17 protein-coding genes and 2 pseudogenes are annotated in these 18,690 nt (G+C 70.8%); 6 read left to right on the forward strand and 13 right to left on the reverse strand.

Annotation, left to right across the window (positions count from 1 at the left end):
• Window positions 1-14 precede the first annotated feature (14 nt).
• The gene (locus OJ254_RS16370; protein WP_265362912.1) at window positions 15-596 is read left to right on the forward strand and encodes a TMEM165/GDT1 family protein; all 582 of its coding nucleotides are present in this window, start codon (window positions 15-17) and stop codon (window positions 594-596) included.
• A 104-nt stretch (window positions 597-700) separates the two neighbouring features.
• Here the strand turns inward: OJ254_RS16370 and OJ254_RS16375 are convergent, their stop codons facing one another.
• Together OJ254_RS16375 and OJ254_RS16380 are read right to left on the reverse strand one after the other, a co-directional pair.
• Window positions 701-1,363, reverse strand: a complete 663-nt coding sequence (locus OJ254_RS16375; RefSeq protein ID WP_265362913.1) for an HAD-IA family hydrolase — start codon at window positions 1,361-1,363, stop codon at window positions 701-703.
• 189 nt (window positions 1,364-1,552) lie between these two features.
• Window positions 1,553-2,668, reverse strand: a complete 1,116-nt coding sequence (locus tag OJ254_RS16380; RefSeq protein ID WP_265362914.1) for a peptidoglycan-binding domain-containing protein — start codon at window positions 2,666-2,668, stop codon at window positions 1,553-1,555.
• Between the two features lie 293 nt (window positions 2,669-2,961).
• Between OJ254_RS16380 and OJ254_RS16385 the strand changes: the two genes are divergently transcribed.
• Entirely contained in the window at window positions 2,962-5,055 is a 2,094-nt protein-coding gene (locus OJ254_RS16385) for an MFS transporter (RefSeq protein ID WP_265362915.1), read from the forward strand.
• A gap of 159 nt (window positions 5,056-5,214) precedes the next feature.
• On the opposite strand, the pseudogene OJ254_RS16390 reads toward OJ254_RS16385, so the two are convergent.
• Window positions 5,215-5,658: pseudogene (locus OJ254_RS16390) on the reverse strand (GNAT family N-acetyltransferase); the annotation flags it as partial.
• Window positions 5,659-5,959: 301 nt separating this feature from the next.
• Between OJ254_RS16390 and OJ254_RS16395 the strand changes: the two are divergent.
• Window positions 5,960-6,307 (forward strand): carboxymuconolactone decarboxylase family protein, encoded by a 348-nt coding sequence (locus tag OJ254_RS16395; RefSeq protein WP_265362916.1) that lies wholly within the window; start codon window positions 5,960-5,962, stop codon window positions 6,305-6,307.
• Between the two features lie 114 nt (window positions 6,308-6,421).
• Here the strand turns inward: OJ254_RS16395 and OJ254_RS16400 are convergent, their stop codons facing one another.
• From OJ254_RS16400 to OJ254_RS16425, 6 genes and pseudogenes are all read right to left on the reverse strand, one after another.
• Window positions 6,422-6,739, reverse strand: coding sequence for an antibiotic biosynthesis monooxygenase family protein (locus OJ254_RS16400; protein ID WP_265362917.1), 318 nt, complete (start codon window positions 6,737-6,739; stop codon window positions 6,422-6,424).
• Window positions 6,740-6,815: 76 nt separating this feature from the next.
• Entirely contained in the window at window positions 6,816-7,496 is a 681-nt protein-coding gene (locus OJ254_RS16405; protein ID WP_423835909.1) for a DUF2330 domain-containing protein, read from the reverse strand.
• Entirely contained in the window at window positions 7,454-7,978 is a 525-nt protein-coding gene (locus tag OJ254_RS31055) for a DUF2330 domain-containing protein (protein WP_341483778.1), read from the reverse strand. Before OJ254_RS31055 ends, OJ254_RS16405 begins: the two co-directional genes overlap by 43 nt.
• 308 nt (window positions 7,979-8,286) lie before the next feature.
• A pseudogene (gene proP / locus OJ254_RS16415) lies at window positions 8,287-9,677 on the reverse strand (glycine betaine/L-proline transporter ProP).
• 588 nt (window positions 9,678-10,265) lie between these two features.
• Window positions 10,266-11,207: a CU044_5270 family protein gene (locus OJ254_RS16420; RefSeq protein ID WP_341483779.1), complete on the reverse strand. Its 942-nt coding sequence runs from the start codon at window positions 11,205-11,207 to the stop codon at window positions 10,266-10,268.
• A gap of 51 nt (window positions 11,208-11,258) precedes the next feature.
• Entirely contained in the window at window positions 11,259-11,810 is a 552-nt protein-coding gene (locus OJ254_RS16425) for an RNA polymerase sigma factor (RefSeq protein ID WP_265362918.1), read from the reverse strand.
• Between the two features lie 128 nt (window positions 11,811-11,938).
• On the opposite strand from OJ254_RS16425, the gene ctaD reads away from it, so the two are divergent.
• Together ctaD and OJ254_RS16435 are read left to right on the forward strand one after the other, a co-directional pair.
• Entirely contained in the window at window positions 11,939-13,585 is a 1,647-nt protein-coding gene (ctaD, locus tag OJ254_RS16430) for an aa3-type cytochrome oxidase subunit I (protein ID WP_265362919.1), read from the forward strand.
• A complete protein-coding gene (locus OJ254_RS16435; RefSeq protein ID WP_265362920.1) occupies window positions 13,582-13,962 on the forward strand; it encodes a hypothetical protein in 381 nt (126 codons plus the stop codon). Before ctaD ends, OJ254_RS16435 begins: the two co-directional genes overlap by 4 nt.
• On the opposite strand, the gene OJ254_RS16440 is transcribed toward OJ254_RS16435, so the two are convergent.
• From OJ254_RS16440 to OJ254_RS16455, 4 genes are all read right to left on the reverse strand, one after another.
• Entirely contained in the window at window positions 13,952-14,695 is a 744-nt protein-coding gene (locus tag OJ254_RS16440; RefSeq protein WP_265362921.1) for a hypothetical protein, read from the reverse strand. The two genes, OJ254_RS16435 and OJ254_RS16440, sit on opposite strands and share 11 nt — an antisense overlap.
• A 104-nt stretch (window positions 14,696-14,799) precedes the next feature.
• Complete coding sequence (locus tag OJ254_RS16445) at window positions 14,800-15,162, reverse strand: DUF6114 domain-containing protein (RefSeq protein ID WP_265362922.1); 363 nt, start codon at window positions 15,160-15,162, stop codon at window positions 14,800-14,802.
• Complete coding sequence (locus OJ254_RS16450) at window positions 15,153-15,773, reverse strand: DUF6230 family protein (RefSeq protein WP_265362923.1); 621 nt, start codon at window positions 15,771-15,773, stop codon at window positions 15,153-15,155. Before OJ254_RS16450 ends, OJ254_RS16445 begins: the two co-directional genes overlap by 10 nt.
• Window positions 15,774-16,024: 251 nt before the next feature.
• Window positions 16,025-17,257: a cytochrome P450 gene (locus OJ254_RS16455; RefSeq protein WP_265362924.1), complete on the reverse strand. Its 1,233-nt coding sequence runs from the start codon at window positions 17,255-17,257 to the stop codon at window positions 16,025-16,027.
• A gap of 247 nt (window positions 17,258-17,504) precedes the next feature.
• Between OJ254_RS16455 and OJ254_RS16460 the strand changes: the two genes are divergently transcribed.
• Complete coding sequence (locus tag OJ254_RS16460) at window positions 17,505-18,674, forward strand: steroid 3-ketoacyl-CoA thiolase (RefSeq protein WP_265362926.1); 1,170 nt, start codon at window positions 17,505-17,507, stop codon at window positions 18,672-18,674.
• Window positions 18,675-18,690 lie beyond the last annotated feature (16 nt).

The raw sequence follows: 18,690 nt of genomic DNA on the forward strand, positions 1-18,690 counted from the left end.
AGGTATCCCACCCCGTGTTCAGCCTGACCGTTGCCGCCGTCGTCTTCGGCGTCATCTTCCTCGCCGAACTGCCCGACAAGACCGCCCTCGCCGGGCTGATGCTCGGCACCCGTTACCGCGCCTCGTACGTCTTCGCCGGGGTCGCCGCCGCCTTCCTGGTGCACGTCGCGCTCGCGATCGCGGCGGGCAGCGTGCTCACCCTGCTCCCGCACCGCGTCGTTCAGGGCGTGGTCGGGGTGCTCTTCCTGGTGGGCGCGGCGGTGCTGCTCTTCAAGAAGGACGACGAAGAGGAAGACGTGGCCAAGCCCGCCGACCAGAGCTTCTGGAAGGTCTCCGGGGCGGGCTTCACGATGATCCTGGTGGCCGAGTTCGGCGATCTCACCCAGATCATGACCGCCAACCTGGCGGCCCGTTACGACGACCCGCTGTCGGTCGGCGTGGGCGCGGTGCTGGGTCTGTGGGCCGTGGCCGGGCTCGGCATCCTCGGCGGGCGCACGCTCATGAAGCACGTCCCGCTCAAGCTCATCACGAAGATCGCCGCGTGCGTCATGGCCCTGCTGGCGGCGTTCAGCCTGTACGAGGCGCTGGCGGGCTGAGGCGTCCGGGCCCGGCGCGGCTCAGGTCCCGCTGAAGGCGGCCTCGGTCCCCGGGCCCGAGGCCGCGGGCCCCGGCAGGCCCGGCTCCGTGTGGAGCTGGTTCCTCAGCCCTCGACGTGGACCGCGATCCCGCCGTCCGGCAGGGCCTCGACACGGAGCTGGGTGAGGTCACGGACGTGGGCGGTGGGGGCGTACGCCGCGGCGCGGTCGCCGACGCCGATCACCCGCATGCCGGCCGCGCGGCCCGCCTCTATGCCCGCCTCGGAGTCCTCGAAGACCAGGCAGTCCTCAGGGGCGAAGCCCAGTTCGGCGGCGCCCTTGAGGAAGCCTTCCGGATCGGGCTTGCTGGCGCTCACGTTCTCCGCCGTGATCCGTACCGCGGGCATCGGCAGCCCGGCCGCCGCCATCCGCGCGTCCGAGAGCGGGACGTCCGCGGAGGTCACCAGGGCGTGCGGCAGGTCCGCGAGGGCGGCCAGGAAGGCGGGTGCGCCGGGGACCGGCACCACGCCGTCCACGTCGGCCGTCTCCTGCTCCAGCATCCGGCGGTTGTCCGCCAGGTTGCGTTCCATCGGGCGGCCCGGGAGCAGCGCGGCCATCGTGGCCCATCCCTGGCGGCCGTGCACGACCGCGAGCACCTCGTCGGCACCCAGCCCCTGCTCGGCCGCCCAGCGGCGCCAGCAGCGCTCCACGACGGCCTCGGAGTTCACGAGCGTGCTGTCCATGTCGAGCAGCAGGGCGCGGGCGGTGAGCGTGGTGGTTGCCGTCATCGGCGGGGGCTCCTGAGCGCTACGGGTGCTCGGGCGGCGCGGAACCGTACGAGCGCAGGGAGGACAAGCGGCTCCGCCCGCCGGTCAGGGAGTGCGGGCGGAACCACTTTGTTTTTTCACGATACAAAATCGGGAGGCGATGCGACAACCGGGGGTGGGTCGGCGCGGACCGGCCGGCCGCTCGGCTCGCTACGGCTCCTGGGTGCGGGCCTCCAGTGACTGCCGGGTCCGCGGGCCGTAGACACCGTCCGGGTCGCCCGTGACGCCGTAGGTCCGCTGATAGCGCGAGACGGCGTCCCGTACGTCCGCGTCGTACCGGCCGTCCTCGGCGCCCGGATAGAGCGACAGCTGGCGCAGCCGCCCCTGGAGCTCGGTCACCTCCGGGCCGCTGGAACCCTCCCGCAGCACGATCGGCCCGGTGGGAGCGGAGCTCGGGTCCTCGCCACCGGGGGAGTCGGTGACGCTGCCGGAGGCCCTGGTGGGCGCGGGCGGGGGCGGCGCGGCCGTACGGGAGAGCCGCACGGTGGCCCTCGGGGTGCCGATGCCGGTGGCGGCCGGGGAGGGCGAGCGGTCCGGCGGCGGGGGAGCGGGGGTGGCGTGCCGGGTGGGCGACGGGTCCCCGCCGGTGGGGAAGGCGGCGGTGGGGGAGACGGTGCCGCGGTCGGGTGGGGCGGCGCGGTCCTGCCTGCTGCCCGACAGCGCATCGGTGCTGATCAGGACCGCGGTGGCGGCCACTGCCGCGCCGGCCGCGACCAGTGCGGCGGGCAGTGCGCGCCGGCGGTGGGCCGGGCGAGCGGGCGGCGGGGGACCGGCTGGGGATGCGGCCGCGGGGGTGGTGGGGACGGCGGGGGAGGGGCCGGAGAGCGGCTCCTCGGGGGTCGAGCGATACGTCCGCGAGGTCGGTCCGGCCGGACGGCGCGCCCGGGGCACCAAGGGCTCGGAGGCGGGTGCCGGGGTGGGCGGCGGGTCGTTCGCCACGTGGACGGCGGCGTCCACCCCGGGTAAGTCCTCCAGCGGGTCCGCCGGCCACCCGGCCGGCGGGCCCGCCCCGTAGGCGGCCGCCCTCCCGGGGTCGGCCGCCGGCCCGGAGCCGGTCCCCGGCGCGTCGTGGGCCCCCGCCCCGTAGGCGGTCCGTGTCCCGTCGGGCGGTGTCCCGTCGGGCGGGGTCTCCTCCGGCAGTGACACGTACGGCCGTACCCGCAGCGGATCGAAGTCGTCCGCATCGGCCGCCGCACACAGGCACGTGGGCCGGCCGTTGCTCCGTACGGGGGCCAAGCAGTGCGGGCAGGTCCGTAATGCCGTCACGAGTGCGCTCCTCCCTGGAGGCCCGAACAGGCAGCGATTATCCAGAGCCTGCCCGGCCCGCGCAGGTGCTCGCGGACATCCGCCCGGCATACCCCAGGTGTCCGCCGTCCGACGAGGGGCGCCGATCACCGCTCGGCGGGCCATATCGGCTGGAACCGCCCACCATGGAACGCGACGCACGACGTCCCGGAGGACGTCTGAAAGCCCGGAACGCGGGCACCCGAACCCGCCGGCCCCCGCTACCTGCCACCCCCCCCGACCCACCCGCCGTACCCGCAACGAAGGAGACGCACATGGCGCCGGACACCAGCGCCCCTGCCGTCCCGGGTGAGCGCCGGTCGCAGCGGACGGTTCTCGTCGCCATCGGCGCGCTGCTCCTCGGCCTGCTCCTCGCGGCGCTCGACCAGACCATCGTCGCCACCGCGCTGCCCACGATCGTCAGCGAGCTCGGCGGCCTGGACCACCTCTCCTGGGTGGTCACCGCCTATCTGCTGGCCTCCACGGCCGCGACGCCCCTCTGGGGCAAGCTCGGTGACCAATACGGACGCAAGAAGCTGTTCCAGACCGCCATCGTGATCTTCCTGATCGGCTCGGTGCTGTGCGGCATCGCGCAGAACATGGGCGAGCTGATCGGGTTCCGGGCCCTCCAGGGCCTGGGTGGCGGCGGGCTGATCGTGCTGTCGATGGCGATCGTCGGCGACATCGTGCCGCCCCGCGAACGCGGCAAGTACCAAGGGCTGTTCGGCGCGGTCTTCGGCGGTACGAGCGTCCTCGGGCCGCTGCTCGGCGGGCTGTTCGTGGACCACCTCAGCTGGCGCTGGGTGTTCTACATCAACCTGCCCATCGGCATCGTCGCGCTCGCCGTGATCGCCGCCGTCCTGCACATCCCGCGCCACCGCACCCCGCACCGGATCGACTACCTGGGCACCGTGACCATCGCGGGGGTCGCCACCTGCTTCGTCCTGATGACCTCACTCGGCGGCGTCAGCTATCCGTGGGGCTCGTGGCAGATCACCGGCTTCGGCGTGCTGGGCGCCGTCCTCCTGGTGGCCTTCGTCCTCATCGAGCGCCGGGCCGCCGAACCCGTCATCCCGCTGCGCCTGTTCCGGCTGCGCACCTTCTCGCTCACCGCCGTCATCGGCTTCGTCATCGGCTTCGCGATGTTCGGATCGATGACGTACCTGCCGACGTTCCTGCAGGTCGTCCAGGGGGTGTCGCCGACGCTGTCCGGTGTGCACATGCTGCCGATGGTGTTCGGCATGCTGCTCTCGTCCACCGGGTCCGGCCAGATCGTCAGCCGCACCGGCCACTACAAGGTCTTCCCGATCGCCGGCACCGCCGTGGTGATGTTCGGACTGCTGCTCCTGCACCGGCTCGACCCGTCCAGCAGCGTCGCGGAGATGAGCGCCTACTTCTTCGTCTTCGGCTTCGGGCTCGGTCTGGTCATGCAGGTGCTGGTGCTCATCGTGCAGAACGCCGTCCCCTACCAGGACCTCGGCGTCGCCACCTCCGGTGCCACGTTCTTCCGCTCCATCGGCGGCTCGTTCGGCGTCTCCCTCTTCGGCACGGTCTTCGCCAACAAGCTCGGACCGCGGATCGCGGCCGCCCTGGCCGGGCAGCAACTGCCGCCCGGTGTCGACCCGGCGAAGGTCGCCCAGGACCCGCGGACCGTCGCCCGGCTGCCGGCCCGGCAGGCGGCCGGCGTGCTGCACGCCTACGCGGACTCGATCACCGACGTCTTCCTCTACGCGGTGCCGGTGGTCTTCGTGGCGTTCGTGCTGGCCTGGTTCCTCAAGGAGGAGCCGCTGCGCAGCAGCGTGACCGCCCCCGACACCAGCGAGGTGCTGTCGTCCAACCCCGTGGAGCGGTCGTCCCGCGACGAGTGCACCCGTGCGCTGTCCAAACTCGGCAGCATGGAGGGGCGCAAGCGCATCTACGAGAAGATCACCGAGCGGGCCGGCCTCGACCTCAAACCGGCCGCCAGCTGGCTGCTGCTGCGGATCCACCGCTACGGATCGGTCGAACCGGGTCTGCTCGCCGAACGCAGCACCGTTCCGCTCGGTGTGCTCGCCGAGAGCGTCCGCCAGGTCGAGGAGCGCGGACTGGCCACCCGGGAGGGCCTGTTGATGCTGCTGACCGACCGGGGGCGGGAGGTCACGGAGCGGCTGTCGGCGGCCCGTCAGGAGTCGCTGGCCGAGATGCTGGGGGACTGGTGGACCAAGGACCGGCCCACCGATCTCACCGAGCTCGTACGGGAGTTGACGACGGAGCTGTGCGGCTCGGACGCGGAGGAGCCGCACGTCGGCTCCGCCCGGCAGCCGGTATCGCGCCCGGCCGGCCCTCCCGGTCCACCGCGGCCCCCACGGCCCCCGGACCTCGCGCGGTGAACCGCTACGTGGACCGCCCCACGGCCGGAGCGCCCTCGCCGTCGCCAGTGCCGTCGTCGCTCTCCTCGTCCCCGTCCCGTCGTCCCCGCCGCCGAGGCGCTTCTCGAAGAAGATCTCCGCGTAGATGTCGTCGTGGTACGGAGCGATCTCGACGAAACCGTGCCGGCGGTAGAGCGCGATGGCCTCCGTCAGGTCCAGGCGGGTGTCCAGCCGGATCCGCTCGGCGCCCAGCCGGGCCGCGGTCGCCTCGGCGGCCATCAGCAACCCGCCACCGCCACCGAGGCCGCGCGCGACGGGCCGGACGAACATCTGCTTGAGCTCGGCCGTACGCGCGTCCAGCAGCCGTACACCGGCGCAGCCCGCCGTCTCACCACCGCGACGGGCCACCAACAGCACACCGCGCGGCGGCACGAGATCGGCCACGGGGTACTCCGCCACCCCCTCGTCGATCTCCCGCGGTGTCGAGAGACGGCCCTCGTGCAGCGTGAAGTACCGGTCCGCCACCTCTGTGTAGTACTCCCGCAGCAGCGCCCGCGCGTCCGGCGAATCGACCGGCTCGGCGGCGATGGTCCAGGGAGTGCGGAGGAGGGCGGCGTCGCTCATGGCGCCATTGTCGCGGCGGGGGCGGGCCCGGCCGCAACGGAATTGATCCGCGCGCGGCGGTCCGTCGGGTCCTCGGGTCCTCGGGCCTTGGGCCAGGGCCGAACCCGATCATCGCCCGTCGACGCCGGGCGGCCTTCCTCGCAGACGTGGGCGGTCTTCCTCATCGGCCCGGCCGGTGCATTTGACGTCAAGCCCGCGAAGGAATCCCATGGAGGTGGACACCGCCTGCGTTAACGCTCTCTCCTGCCCGGCTTGGCCTCGCGGACCGTGTGGAATTCAGAACACACGAAAGCCGCCGATCATGACTGCAGAAGCTCCTGAACAAGCCCTGGGCGCCCTGGCACATGGTGACCACCCGGTCTTCGAGCAGCTTGCCCGGATGACCATAGAGACGCTGCCCAATTCCGGCCTCGACGAGCGTACCTACCACCTCGTACGGCTGGCTGCGCTGATCGCGATGGATGCCGCGCCCGCGTCGTACCTGACCAACCTCACCGTGGCGAAAGAGGCCGGCCTGACCGTCGAAGACGCGAAGGCCGTCTGTGTGGCCATCGCGCCGATCGTCGGAAGCGCGCGAGTCGTCGACGCGGCCGGCAGCGTCCTGCGCGCGCTGGGTTTCGCCGAACTCGTCACCGAGATGGAGGCCTGACGGTGCCGGTGGCCGAGGCCTGACGAAACGCTCCGGAGCGGGGCGATACACACGGATGCGCCCCGACCGACCTCTCGACGGGCCGGCCGGGGCGCATCACTTCACCAACCGAGGCTAGGCGGTCTTCGGCTCTGCCTGCTGTACCACCTCGAACGACCACAGGGTGGAACCGCTGGCGGCCGGCTTCGGCCGGTCGCCGCCGCCCTGGTGGGCCGCCTTCATGGGGCCCTCCATCCACGCCTGGAATGACTCCTCGTCACGCCACCGCGTGTACACCAGGTAGCTGTCGGTTCCTTCGACGGGGCGGAGGAGTTCGAACCACTCGAAGCCGTCCGACCCCTCAACCGCGTGCGCGCGGGAGGCGAAGCGCTTCTCCAGGGTCTCCCGCTGCTCGGCGGGAACGGTCAGCACGTTGATCTTGACTACGCTCATGACCCCATCGTGCCGTACGGGCCCGACAAGGCGGCGTAAGGGGCGGTGGCCAGGACGCCTCGCCCGGTGGCGGGCGTCAACCGTCGGTGTCTGTGGCCGCCAGTCGGCGGCGTCTGCGGGCGGCGATCGTGAGGGCGAGGGCTGCGGAGGCTGTCTGGAGGAGAAGGAGGGTTCCGGCGACGGTGATGAGCCAGGCCGGGACGCCGGCCACCTTCAGAAGTGCGTACTCATATCTGACGCGTCGGTACGGGGTGTCGTGGGTGGTGCGGCGTAGTTCGTGGTCGCCGGTGATGCGGTGCGGCTGGGGGAAGCTCTGGTCGATGGCGGTGAGGAAGGTGGGGCCGCTGCCGGTGAGGGCGCGGAGGGGGCCCTCGGGGTGGATGCGGCCCGCGAAGAAGACCTCGGGGGGTGAGCCGCCGATCGTGCTGCGCGGTTCCATCCGGTGCGGTGCGAGGACGTAGAGGCCCAGGGACTGCGGGGTCGTGGCCAGGGCGGAGAGGCGCATCGGGTAGACGAGCCGGGCGCTGGCGAAGGTCAGCCGCAGCGGGTCGAGGGTGCCGGAGAGCGTGCGCTGTCGTTCGGCGGGTGCCAGCCGGATCGCGACGTACTCCCAGCGTTGGGCGACGTAGGGGCGGAGGGCGCTCGCCAGGGGGGCGGGGAGGTGGAAACCGTGTGTTTTCAGCCAGTTGCGCAGGGCGCCGGGGTCGGTGGCGGTCAGCCGGGCGACGTCGAACGGGCCCAGCCGCTCGCGGCCCACGACCCCGACTCCTGGGCCGCCCGCCGACGGTGGCGGGGCCTCCGCGGCGTCCCGTTGTGCCCGAAGGGCCAGTCGCCGCCGTGCGGCCAGAAGTAATGGCGCTGCGCGACGGCCGGTTCGGTCAGTGTGGCGAGGCGGTCGAAGACCGCCGGATCGCCCAGTCGCACGGTGGCCCGGTGCGGGACGGGCATGATCCACGCGGCGTCGGGGGCGGTGCCGTTCACCTGCAGGCTCATCACGATCTGCTCGGTCTTCCCGTCCCAGCGCACGACCGAGGTCTCCCGGCCCACGGCCATGGTGGTCTTCGGGTCGTGCACCATCGCCCCGCAACCACAGGCGTACGCCGGGCGAGCCAGCGACACCAGCTGCACGGCCAGCAGCATCAGGACCACCAGGAGCGCCTGCCGGTGCGTCCGCCACCGTCCGCCGGCCCGCGCCGCCGCGGCCCGTCGCGCCCGTGGCCGGATCGTCGCCAGCGCCATGTCGTCCCCGCCCTCTTCCTGCACCGTGCCCGACCTGGGCCTCTCGCCCGGCAGGCGGCTCGCCGCACCGGCGTTCGCAGCCGGCGTTCGGCGTTCCGCAGCCGGCAGCGTCGACACAGACGGTGGGGAGGGGGTGGCCGGTTCCCGCCCCTCGGCGGGGGCTGCTGGTCCCGGAGGTTACGGGCGCGGCCGGACGGGGTGATCCAGGGCGGGGCACCCGGTGGCTGCGGCGAAGGGCCCGGCCGGAGGTCTCCGGCCGGGCCCTTTCGCGTGCGTGCCTGTTCGCCCACGGTGGCGAGGCGGCGCGGTCAGTTCGCCGCGGCCGCCTTGGCCTCGCGGCGGGCCGCTTCGATGACCTCGTGGGCCTCGGCACCGGTCTCGACGGCCGGCGGGGAGCCGGCAGCGGCTTGCGGGCGCTCTCCGACATCCGCCAGACGGCGATGCCGCCGATCACGGCCGCCGCCATCATGTAGTAGGCGGGCATCATCGTGTTGCCGGTCGCGCCGATCAGGGCGGTGACCACCAGCGGCGTGGTGCCGCCGAAGAGCGACACCGAGATGTTGAAGCCGATCGACAGCGAGCCGTAGCGCACCTTGGTCGGGAACAGCGCGGGCAGCGTGGCCGGCATGGTCGAGGTGAAGGTGACCAGCAGCAGCCCCAGTGCGGCCATGCCCAGCGCGATGGCGAGCAGCGACCCCTGGCGGATCAGCAGCAGCGCGGGCACCGACAGCACCAGGAAGCCGGCGCAACCCGCGGCGATGACCGGGCGGCGGCCGAAGCGGTCGGAGAGCCGGCCCGCGAACGGCTGGACCACCATCATCAGCACCATCACCGCGAGCACGACCAGCAGACCGTGCGTCTCGTCGTACTTCAGCTCCGAGGTCAGATAGCTCGGCATGTACGACAGCAGCATGTAGTCGGTGACGTTGAAGACCAGCACCAGACCGACGCACAGCAGCATCGACCGCCACTGGCCGAAGACCATCTCGCGGATGCCGATCCGCTTCTCGGCCTCGCGGCGCGCCTTCTCCTTGGACCGCGCCTCCTTCTCCAACTGGGCGAAGGCCGGGGTCTCTTCGAGCCGCATCCGGAGGTAGAGGCCGATGATGCCCATCGGACCGGCGATCAGGAAGGGGATCCGCCAGCCCCAGGAGTTGAGGTCCTCGGTGGACAGCAGGGCCGTCATCAGCGTGACCAGGCCGGCGCCGCCGACGTATCCGGCCAGCGTGCCGAACTCCAGCCAGCTGCCCAGGAATCCGCGCTTCTTGTCGGGCGCGTACTCGGCGATGAAGGTCGAGGCGCCGCCGTATTCGCCACCCGTGGAGAAGCCCTGCACCAGGCGGGCGACGAGCAGCAGGATGGGCGCGCCGACGCCGATGGTGGCGTACGACGGGATCAGGCCGATGGCGAAAGTGCCGACCGCCATCATGATCATGGTGATCGCCAGCACCTTCTGGCGGCCGATCCGGTCACCGAGCGGCCCGAAGACCATGCCGCCGATCGGACGCACCAGGAATGCCGCCGCGAACGCGCCGAACGTCGACAGCAACTGCGCGGTCGGGTTCCCGGAGGGGAAGAAGACGTGCCCGAGAGTGACCGCGATGTAGCTGTAGACGCCGAAGTCGAACCACTCCATCGCATTGCCCAGCGCGGCCGCCGACACCGCCCGTTTGACCATCGTGGGGTCGACGACGGTCACCTTGGGTGAGGACTGCTGCGGTTCCGCGTGCCGGTCCTGTCGCTGACCGGGGGCGGCATCGGCACGCTTGCCGATGGGGGGACGGGGGCCGGGTGCGACGGGAGACTGCGTCGGCACGTGTTCGCTCGCCTGCGCTCTCTGGGACGACTACAAGGAACCGCCCGCCACCGGGTGGCGGGACATGACCCGCCATGGCAGCGACGGGCAGGCCCACCGTCGGGCGGCGGGGCAAAGGTCGACCATAGGGGCAGAACGGTTCATCACGGACAGTGCACGGATGACCGCGCAGGCGGTCGTATACCCGCTCCTTGCAGGGGAAACTCCGTTTCGCCGAGCAATGTGCGGGACTTTCGTCTGTGATCCATCTCGCGGGGATCGGCTGCAACCGTCCGCTGATGTGTGGCATGTGTCACTTGAGATGTCCTGGGATACCCGGGGTGTACCGCCCGGGGTCAGGCCACACGCGAAACGGCGCGGCGGCACACAGCACCGCCGCGCCGAGACGGGATCGTCGCGTCCTCTCAAGGATCGGCCATGCCGCGGCGCCCCGCCACTCGGGAGCACGGCCGTCCCATCACGGCAGCCCCGTCACGGCAGCCACGCCTCGTACGACATCACCTGTCCCGCCTTCACCTTGAAGTCCGGCTGGTCCGTCGTGAAGGTCTCCTCCAGGCCCAGTAGTTCGCCGGTCCGCGGGTCGAGGATCACCATCTGCCGCAGACCCGTGCCGTCGTGCACATACGCCTCACCGCGGCGCCCCAGCCGGTCGGTGACCGAACCGGCCGGACGCAGGCCTCCGGCATCCGCCAGCATCCGTACGACGGCGGCCGTTTCGCGCGGCCCCGGGGTCCACTCCCCGCGGAACGAGGAGAGCGCCTGCAGGAGGGGGGAGACGGTGCGGGTGCCGCCCGCTCCGCCGTACAGCCACCCCAGCTCCGCGCGCAGCTTCGCCGGGTCCGTAGGCGGCCGCGTACGCGAGGCCAGGCCGCCGTGCTGCGCCTCCGAGCCCGCCGGGTAAGTCCTGCGGTGCAGGACCTTGCCGTCGCTGACGGTCCGCCAGTGGCCGTCGTCGTCATGGATGACCGGGCGGCCCGGGTGCCGGGGGTCGGTGGCCACGACCAGTTCGGAGCCGCTGCCGTCCGCGTTCCACCGGGTGATGCGTTCTTCCGGCACGGTAACGGGCGGCGCCGCGTCCGGGCCCTCCTGCATGCTCAGGTACCAGCTCTGCACATGGCTGCCCCGGTGCGGCCCGTCCCGGGTGCGGCCGCCCGGGCCCTGGCCTCCGCCCTCCGCGCGAGTTCGGCCAGCGGGACCGGCCGGGTGTCGGCGTGCAGGACGAGCGGCCCGGGCGCCGCGACCGCCGGGCTGCTGCCGGCGTCGGACAGCAGGAAGCAGACCATCGCCACCAGCGCCAGCACCGCCGCCTCCGCGCGCAGCATCAGCCGGCGCCCGGCCCGCCGGGTCCGCGTGTGGTGCAGCAGGCGGATGAGGCCCGCTTCGGCGCGGGCGTCCAGCGGGCGGTCCCGCCAGCGGCCCGCGCCAGCCGGTACGGGATCGGCCGCGCGCAGCAGCTCCAGTTCGTCACCCATTGCGGCCCCCATTGCCGTCGTCTCCTGCTCGTGCGGACACCGTCGTCCGCGTACGGTCGATCTCCGCGCGCAGGCGGCGGCGCGCCCGGTGCAGCCGCATGGCCGCCGCGCTGTGGCCGCACCCGAGGGTCACCGCCAGTTCCTCGACGGTCAGTTCCTCCCAGGCGGTCAGCCGCAGCACCTCCTGGTCGGCGGGTGAGAGCCGGGCCAGCGCCTCGTGCACCCAGGAGCCGGGCCGCTCGGCGTCCGGACTCTCCACGGTCTGCCGCCGGTGCGCCGCCTCGTGGTTGCCGAGTCGGTTCAGCAGCCGCCGGTAGCGGCCGAGCCCGCGCACCGTATTGGCCAGGCAGTTGCGGGCCACTCCGTAGAGCCAGGGCAGCGGGGATTCGGGGAGCTCGGTGCGGCGTCGCCAGGCTATGGAGAAGACCTCCGCCACCACTTCCTCGACCTCGTGTGCCTGCCCGTCCAGCCGTCGCGCCACGAAGCGGCTGACCGCCCAGTAGTGCGCGCGATAGGCCTCGGCGAAGGCGTCGTCCGTGCTCATGAACCGTTGGTGTCCGGCATGCCCCCGATCTTCACACCTGCACCGAGTGACACATCCCACCCTCTCGGCGGGGGTTCACACGCCCTGTTGGCGGTGACGGCGGAGGCGGTCCCGGACACCAACGGGGCATGAAGCTCCCCGTGAAGTGGCTGACGACCACTGACCACAAGACGATCGGCACGCTCTATCTGGTCACCGCCTTCGCGTTCTTCTGCGTCGGCGGGCTGCTGGCGCTGGTCATGCGCGCCGAACTGGCCCGGCCGGGCCACCAGATCATGTCGAACGAGCAGTTCAACCAGGCGTTCACGATGCACGGCACGATCATGCTGCTGATGTTCGCGACGCCGCTGTTCGCCGGTTTCGCGAACTGGATCATGCCGCTGCAGATCGGCGCGCCCGATGTCGCCTTTCCCCGGCTGAACATGTTCGCGTACTGGCTCTACCTCTTCGGCTCGCTGATCGCGGTGGGCGGATTTCTCACCCCGCAAGGGGCGGCGGACTTCGGTTGGTTCGCCTATGCGCCGCTCTCGGACGCGGTGCATTCCCCCGGGATCGGCGGCGACATGTGGATCATGGGTCTGGCCTTCTCCGGTTTCGGCACCATCCTCGGTGCGGTCAACTTCATCACGACCATCATCTGCATGCGGGCGCCTGGCATGACGATGTTCCGGATGCCGATCTTCACCTGGAACGTGCTGCTGACCGGTGTATTGGTCCTGCTGGCCTTCCCGGTGCTCGCGGCGGCGCTGTTCGCACTGGAGGTGGACCGTAAATTCGGTGCGCATGTCTTCGATGCCGCGAACGGCGGCGCGTTCCTCTGGCAGCACCTCTTCTGGTTCTTCGGGCATCCGGAGGTGTACATCATCGCGCTGCCGTTCTTCGGCATCATTTCCGAGGTCATTCCGGTGTTCTCCCGGAAGCCGATGTTCGGTTACTTCGGTCTGATCGCGGCGACGATTTCGATCGCCGGCCTTTCGGTCACGGTGTGGGCGCACCACATGTACGTCACCGGCGGTGTGCTGCTGCCGTTCTTCTCCTTCATGACGTTCCTGATCGCCGTTCCGACCGGTGTGAAGTTCTTCAACTGGATCGGCACGATGTGGAAGGGCTCGCTGTCCTTCGAGACGCCGATGCTGTGGGCGGTCGGCTTCCTGATCACCTTCGTCTTCGGTGGTCTGACCGGCGTCATCCTGGCCTCGCCGCCGATGGACTTCCACATCTCCGACACGTACTTCGTCGTGGCGCACTTCCACTATGTGGTCTTCGGAACGGTCGTCTTCGCGATGTTCTCCGGCTTCCACTTCTGGTGGCCGAAGTTCACCGGCAAGATGCTCGACGAGCGGCTCGGGAAGATCACGTTCTGGACGCTGTTCATCGGCTTCCACGGCACGTTCCTCGTCCAGCACTGGCTCGGCGCGGAAGGCATGATCCGCCGTATTCCGGACTATCTCGCGGCCGATGGATTCACCGCCCTGAACACCGTCTCCAGCATCTTCTCCTTCCTCCTCGGCCTGTCGATCCTGCCGTTCCTCTACAACGTCTGGAAGACCGCGAAGTACGGCGAGAAGGTCGAGGTCGACGACCCGTGGGGCTATGGCCGTTCGCTGGAGTGGGCCACGTCCTGCCCGCCGCCGCGGCACAACTTCCTCTCCCTGCCCCGTATTCGCTCCGAATCGCCGGCATTCGATCTGCACCACCCGGAGATCGCCCGGGAACTCACGGACGCGAGGAATGACGGGGACCGTTCCGGTACCGGAATCGAGGCCCGGGCATGAGCGAGCGCATCCGCACCGGCGAGGAAAGGATCCGGGAGAGCGAACGGGATCTGGACCGGGCCGTCAACGAAATCGAGGGCTTTCTGCTCTGGGAGGCGGAGAAGGACCGCGCCCGCACCCGCGCGGAGGCCTTCTGTGCGGGACTGCCCTGGCTGACCGACACCCAGCGGCAGGAAGTGGCGGTCCGCTATTGCCAGGACCAGCACGAGACCTCGCGGGCCTATCTGCAACGTATTGCGGTCCGCAGCGCGAGTCTGCGGACCGAATACGAGGGGGTCTACCGGGTCCTCCGGCGACGGCTGGTCACCGCGTGCGTGAGTGCCACGGCGGTGGCGGTGGCCCTGGTGACGGTGGCGGCCGCCGGCCTCACCCGGTGACGGTGATCTGGGACGCCGGATCGGTGGTGTCGCGCACCTGATAGGCGGCGTTGAACGTCGAACTCGTCGCACTGGTGGGGCAGCCGAACCCGCCCACCACCTTCACCGGCACCGCCGCTTTGGTGAAGGTCAGGGTGGACGGCGCCCCGTTGGTCCAGGTGCCGTTGACGGTGGCCGCCGCGGTGGGTGCCGCGGTCACCGTGCAGGACGCCAGACCGCTGGTCTTGAGCACGAACCCGCCCGAGGGGATGGTCAGCCCGGCGGTCACCGGTGTCCCGTTCTGCATGGCCACGCCCCAGGTGCCGGTCGTGGTGACGGTCGCGCTCACCCCGGGCATGCTCGTCGTACAGGAGCCGTAGGTCGCCGGGGTGGTCGAACTGCTCACCGGCCCGGCGTCGTTGTGGTTGCCGGGCGCGGCCGGGACCTGGCCGCTGGACGTCGAGGTCGTGCAGGTCACGGTCACCGATCCGGCGGTGAAGGTGGCCTTGCCGGTGAGGGTGGCGGTGAAGGCGTGGCCGGCGGGGCTGACGGTCGTGGCGTCGGCGGCCCCGGCCGGCTGCGCCATCGCCGGACCGGTCACCCCCGCCGTCAGTCCGACCGCCGCGGCGATCCCGGTACCGGCGACGACCAACGCCCGCCTGCGGGGCGTACGGAAGGCACGGGGCGTACGGGAGGCACGGCAGGCAAGGGAGTTACGGGGCCGGGCGGATGTGGGGTCTTGGGCATGCGTCATGGAGGGGTTCCTTCCAGAGGGGGTTCCAGAGGGGTCCAGGGGGTTCCAGAGGGGTCCGGAGGGGTTCCGGAGAGGGGCGTTCCACAGGGGGGGCCGCACGGGAGTTACGGCGACGGCGGTTCCGCCGCCTCGGTCGGCTGCCAGGCGAAGATCATCGAGCCGCCGAGGATCCCGATGACCGTGCCGATCAGGAAGCCGCCCAGGTTGGACATCACCAGTGCGGCCGCCGCACACAGGACGGTGAGCACCCCCGCGAGGCCCCGGTAGTGCGGTGCGAACCACGCGGAGAGTCCCATCAGGATCATCACCAGTCCCATCAGGACGGACGGGACACCGGCGATGCCCTGTTGGAGCATGATCTTCAGGGGCGCCAGGGGGATGGCGCAGATCTCGGCGCCGGCGACGACGGCCGCCAGACCGCCCCAGAAGGGCCGTCCCGTGCGCCAGCGCCGCCAGGTCAGAAGCATTCCTTCGCGCCCTTGGAGATCTTCATGTGCAGGCCGGAGAGCTTGAAGGTGCCGGCGTTGGTCGCCCAGGCGGTCTGCCGGAGGTGGGTGATGCTGACGTCGTCGGCCTGCTGGGCGAAGAGATCCTGCATGCCCTGCGCGCTGTCCGGGCCCTTGTCCAGGGTGGAGGCGTCCCGGCCGATCTCGATGGCGTGGAAGGACGCGTTGCCGGAGAGCTGGGTGGCGTCCACGAACAGATTGCTGGCCTCGACGGGCGTACTGCCCGTTCCGGCACTGAGGTTGAGCGAGATGTCCCCGATGACGGGCAGGTGGGTGACCACCGACTGACAGAGGTTGTGCAGCTGCGCGGTCTTGATGGCGGTGACCGCGACCGGCAGAAGATCTCCCCTGGCGTTGGTGTCCACGCTGCCGTACTGGGCGAATCCGTCGCCCTTGAGGCTGTCGGCGGACACCTTGAACTGCTGTCCCGATACGGCGAACGATGCGGCCAGTGCCCCGTTGGCCAGGGCGATGCCCAGGGCCGCGGTACCGGCGAGGGCCGGGACGGCCAGCACGGCGAACTTCCGCCAGCTGGTGCGTCCCGTGACGGGTCTGCCTTGTGTGTCCTGCATGGTCTGGGTCCCCTTCGTCAGAGCGGTGGAGCACGCTGTCGCGACATGTGGGGGGAACGGTGCGTGGAGGTGCGCAGGGGAACCGGGCGGCGCGTGAGGGGGAAGGACGGGTTACCCGCGGTTACTTACTCGCGAGTTCGAATGTAGGACCGCCCCTGACGGCTGGCAAGGTTGAGCGGCAAACCGTTTTCAGACATATCGCGGCGCCCGGTGGTCCCTGTCGGCCACCGGGCGCCGCACGGAGCAACGGCTCAGCCGTACCGCACCTGGAGTTCCTTCACGCCGTTGAGCCAGGCCGAGCGCAACCGCCGGGGATCGCCCGCCAGCGAGATGTCCGGCATGGCGTCCGCGATGGCCTGGAAGATCAGGTTGATCTCCAGTACGGCCAGCGACTTGCCGAGGCAGAAGTGTGGTCCGCCGCCCCCGAAGCCCAGGTGGGGGTTGGGGTCGCGGGTGATGTCGAAGACCTCGGGGTGGTCGAAGACCTCGGGATCGTTGTTGGCGGACGAGTAGAAGATCCCGACCCGCTGGCCCTTCTTGATCCGTGCGCCGCCCAGTTCGGTGTCCTGGGTGGCGGTGCGCTGGAAGGACACCACCGGGGTGGCCCAGCGCACGATCTCCTCGGCCGCGGTGGCCGGGCGTTCGCGCTTGTAGAGCTCCCACTGGCCGGGGTGGGTGAGGAAGGCGTGCATGCCGTGCGTGATGGCGTTGCGGGTGGTCTCGTTGCCGGCCACCGCCAGCAGCAGCACGAAGAAGCCGAACTCGTCGGAGCCGAGGTTGCCCTGGTCCTCCGCCGCCACCAGCTGGCTGACGATGTCCTTGGCCGGGCACTCCTTGCGCGCCGCGGCGAGGTTCATCGCGTACGAGATCAGCTCCATGGCCGCGTTGGAGCCGACCTCTTCGGTGATGGCCAGTTCGGGATCGTCGTAGGCCACCATCTTGTTGGACCAGTCGAAGATGCGGGCCCGGTCGTCCTGGGGGATGCCGATGAGTTCGGCGATGGCCTGGAGGGGGAGCTCACAGGCGACGTCGGTGACGAAGTCCCCCGAGCCGTTCTCCCGGGCCTGGGCGACGATGTGCCCGGCCCGCCCGCGCAGCGCGTCCTCCAGCGCCCGGATGGAGCGCGGGGTGAATCCGCGCTGCACTATCTGGCGCACCCGGGTGTGCTCGGGCGGGTCCATGTTCAGCATGATCAGCTTCTGGACGTCGATCTGCTCCCGGGTCATCGAGGCGTTGAACCGGATGATCGAGGTGTTGAGGTTCGCGGAGAAGACCTCCGGCTTGGTGGAGACCTCCTTGACGTCCTGATGGCGGGTGACGACCCAGTAGCCGTCGTCGTCGAAGCCGGCGATGCCGTGCGGCTGGGCGTTCCACCACACGGGCGCGGTCTGCCGCAGCTGAGCGAACTCGGGGAGCGGGACGCGGGACCGGTAGACGTCGGGATCGGTGAAGTCGAACCCCTCGGGCAGCGCTGGGCATGGCATCGGCGACTCCTGGTCCGTGGGCCATCGTCTTTCTGACGGAACATCAGGTGCGGGGGTCGCGGTGAAGGTAGTAACGAGTTCTATAAGTGGCAAGGGTCTCGGCGATTCCCGTTCCGGACAAGGGGGTTGCATGCCTCTTGCGCGCCGGGTGGCGGCTCACGAGACTGTTCGCAGAACTAGAACGCGTACTAGTTCTGTTCCGTGGGTGTCGGGACGCCCGCGGACGCGAGGAGAGGACGAGTCAGTCATGGCCGCGGAACCCGTCATCGTCGAAGCCGTACGCACCCCGATCGGCAGGCGCCAGGGCGCGCTCGCCAACCTCCACCCCGCCTACCTCCTGGGGGAGACCTACCGCGAACTGCTCGCCCGTACGGGCATCCAGCCCGACTGCGTCGAACAGATCGTCGGCGGCACCGTCACCCACGCCGGCGAACAGTCGATGAACCCGGCCCGCAACGCCTGGCTGACCATGGGCCTCCCCTACGAGACCGCCGCGACCACCGTGGACTGCCAGTGCGGCTCGTCCCAGCAGGCCAACCACATGGTCGCCAACATGATCGCCGGCGGTGTGATCGACGTGGGCATCGGCTGCGGCGTCGAGGCGATGTCCCGGGTTCCGCTCGGCAGCGGCTCCAAGCACGGTCCCGGAAAGCCCTGGCCCGACGAGTGGAACGTCGATCTGCCCAACCAGTTCGAGGCCGCCGAACGCATCGCCCGCCACCGGGGACTCACCCGCGAGAACGTCGACGCCCTCGGACTGATCTCCCAGGAGCGCGCGGCCACCGCCTGGGCCGAGGAACGCTTCAAACGCGAGACGTTCGCCGTCCAGGTCCCCACCACCGAGGACGAACAGGCCGCGGGAGGGGGCATGTGGCGGCTGGTCGACCGCGACGAGGGCCTGCGCGACACCAGCATGGAGGCGCTGGCCGGCCTCAAGCCCGTCATGCCGACCGCCGTCCACACGGCCGGCAACTCCTCACAGATCTCCGACGGCGCCGCTGCCATCATGTGGGCCTCCAAGCGGATGGCCCGCGCCCTCAAGCTCCGGCCGCGCGCCCGTATCGTCGCCCAGGCCCTGGTCGGCTCCGACCCGCACTTCCACCTCGACGGCCCGATCGACGCCACCCGCGCGGTGCTCGGCAAGGCCGGGATGTCCCTCAAGGACATCGACCTCGTCGAGATCAACGAGGCCTTCGCCTCCGTCGTGCTCTCCTGGGCCCAGGTCTTCGAGCAGGACCTCGCGAAGGTCAATGTGAACGGCGGCGCCATCGCCCTGGGCCACCCCGTCGGCGCCACCGGCGCCCGGCTCATCACCACCGCGCTGCACGAACTGGAACGCGCGGACAAGGAGTTCGCGCTGATCACCATGTGCGCGGGCGGAGCACTGGCGACGGCGACGATCATCCAGCGGCTCTAGCGGCCCCGCAGCGGCT

Origin of the sequence: Streptomyces endophytica (assembly GCF_026153355.1) — a bacterium.
Classification (GTDB): domain Bacteria; phylum Actinomycetota; class Actinomycetes; order Streptomycetales; family Streptomycetaceae; genus Streptomyces; species Streptomyces endophytica.

What these genes read in the sequence shown, in the direction of transcription:
- OJ254_RS16375 (WP_265362913.1), bottom strand. Translation starts at nt 1,363, where the DNA reads ATGACGGCAACCACCACGCTCACCGCCCGCGCCCTGCTGCTCGACATG.
- OJ254_RS16385 (WP_265362915.1), top strand. Translation starts at nt 2,962, where the DNA reads ATGGCGCCGGACACCAGCGCCCCTGCCGTCCCGGGTGAGCGCCGGTCG.
- OJ254_RS16395 (WP_265362916.1), top strand. Translation starts at nt 5,960, where the DNA reads ATGACTGCAGAAGCTCCTGAACAAGCCCTGGGCGCCCTGGCACATGGT.
- OJ254_RS16400 (WP_265362917.1), bottom strand. Translation starts at nt 6,739, where the DNA reads ATGAGCGTAGTCAAGATCAACGTGCTGACCGTTCCCGCCGAGCAGCGG.
- OJ254_RS31055 (WP_341483778.1), bottom strand. Translation starts at nt 7,978, where the DNA reads ATGGCGCTGGCGACGATCCGGCCACGGGCGCGACGGGCCGCGGCGGCG.
- OJ254_RS16425 (WP_265362918.1), bottom strand. Translation starts at nt 11,810, where the DNA reads ATGAGCACGGACGACGCCTTCGCCGAGGCCTATCGCGCGCACTACTGG.
- ctaD (WP_265362919.1), top strand. Translation starts at nt 11,939, where the DNA reads ATGAAGCTCCCCGTGAAGTGGCTGACGACCACTGACCACAAGACGATC.
- OJ254_RS16435 (WP_265362920.1), top strand. Translation starts at nt 13,582, where the DNA reads ATGAGCGAGCGCATCCGCACCGGCGAGGAAAGGATCCGGGAGAGCGAA.
- OJ254_RS16440 (WP_265362921.1), bottom strand. Translation starts at nt 14,695, where the DNA reads ATGACGCATGCCCAAGACCCCACATCCGCCCGGCCCCGTAACTCCCTT.
- OJ254_RS16445 (WP_265362922.1), bottom strand. Translation starts at nt 15,162, where the DNA reads ATGCTTCTGACCTGGCGGCGCTGGCGCACGGGACGGCCCTTCTGGGGC.
- OJ254_RS16450 (WP_265362923.1), bottom strand. Translation starts at nt 15,773, where the DNA reads ATGCAGGACACACAAGGCAGACCCGTCACGGGACGCACCAGCTGGCGG.
- OJ254_RS16455 (WP_265362924.1), bottom strand. Translation starts at nt 17,257, where the DNA reads ATGCCATGCCCAGCGCTGCCCGAGGGGTTCGACTTCACCGATCCCGAC.
- OJ254_RS16460 (WP_265362926.1), top strand. Translation starts at nt 17,505, where the DNA reads ATGGCCGCGGAACCCGTCATCGTCGAAGCCGTACGCACCCCGATCGGC.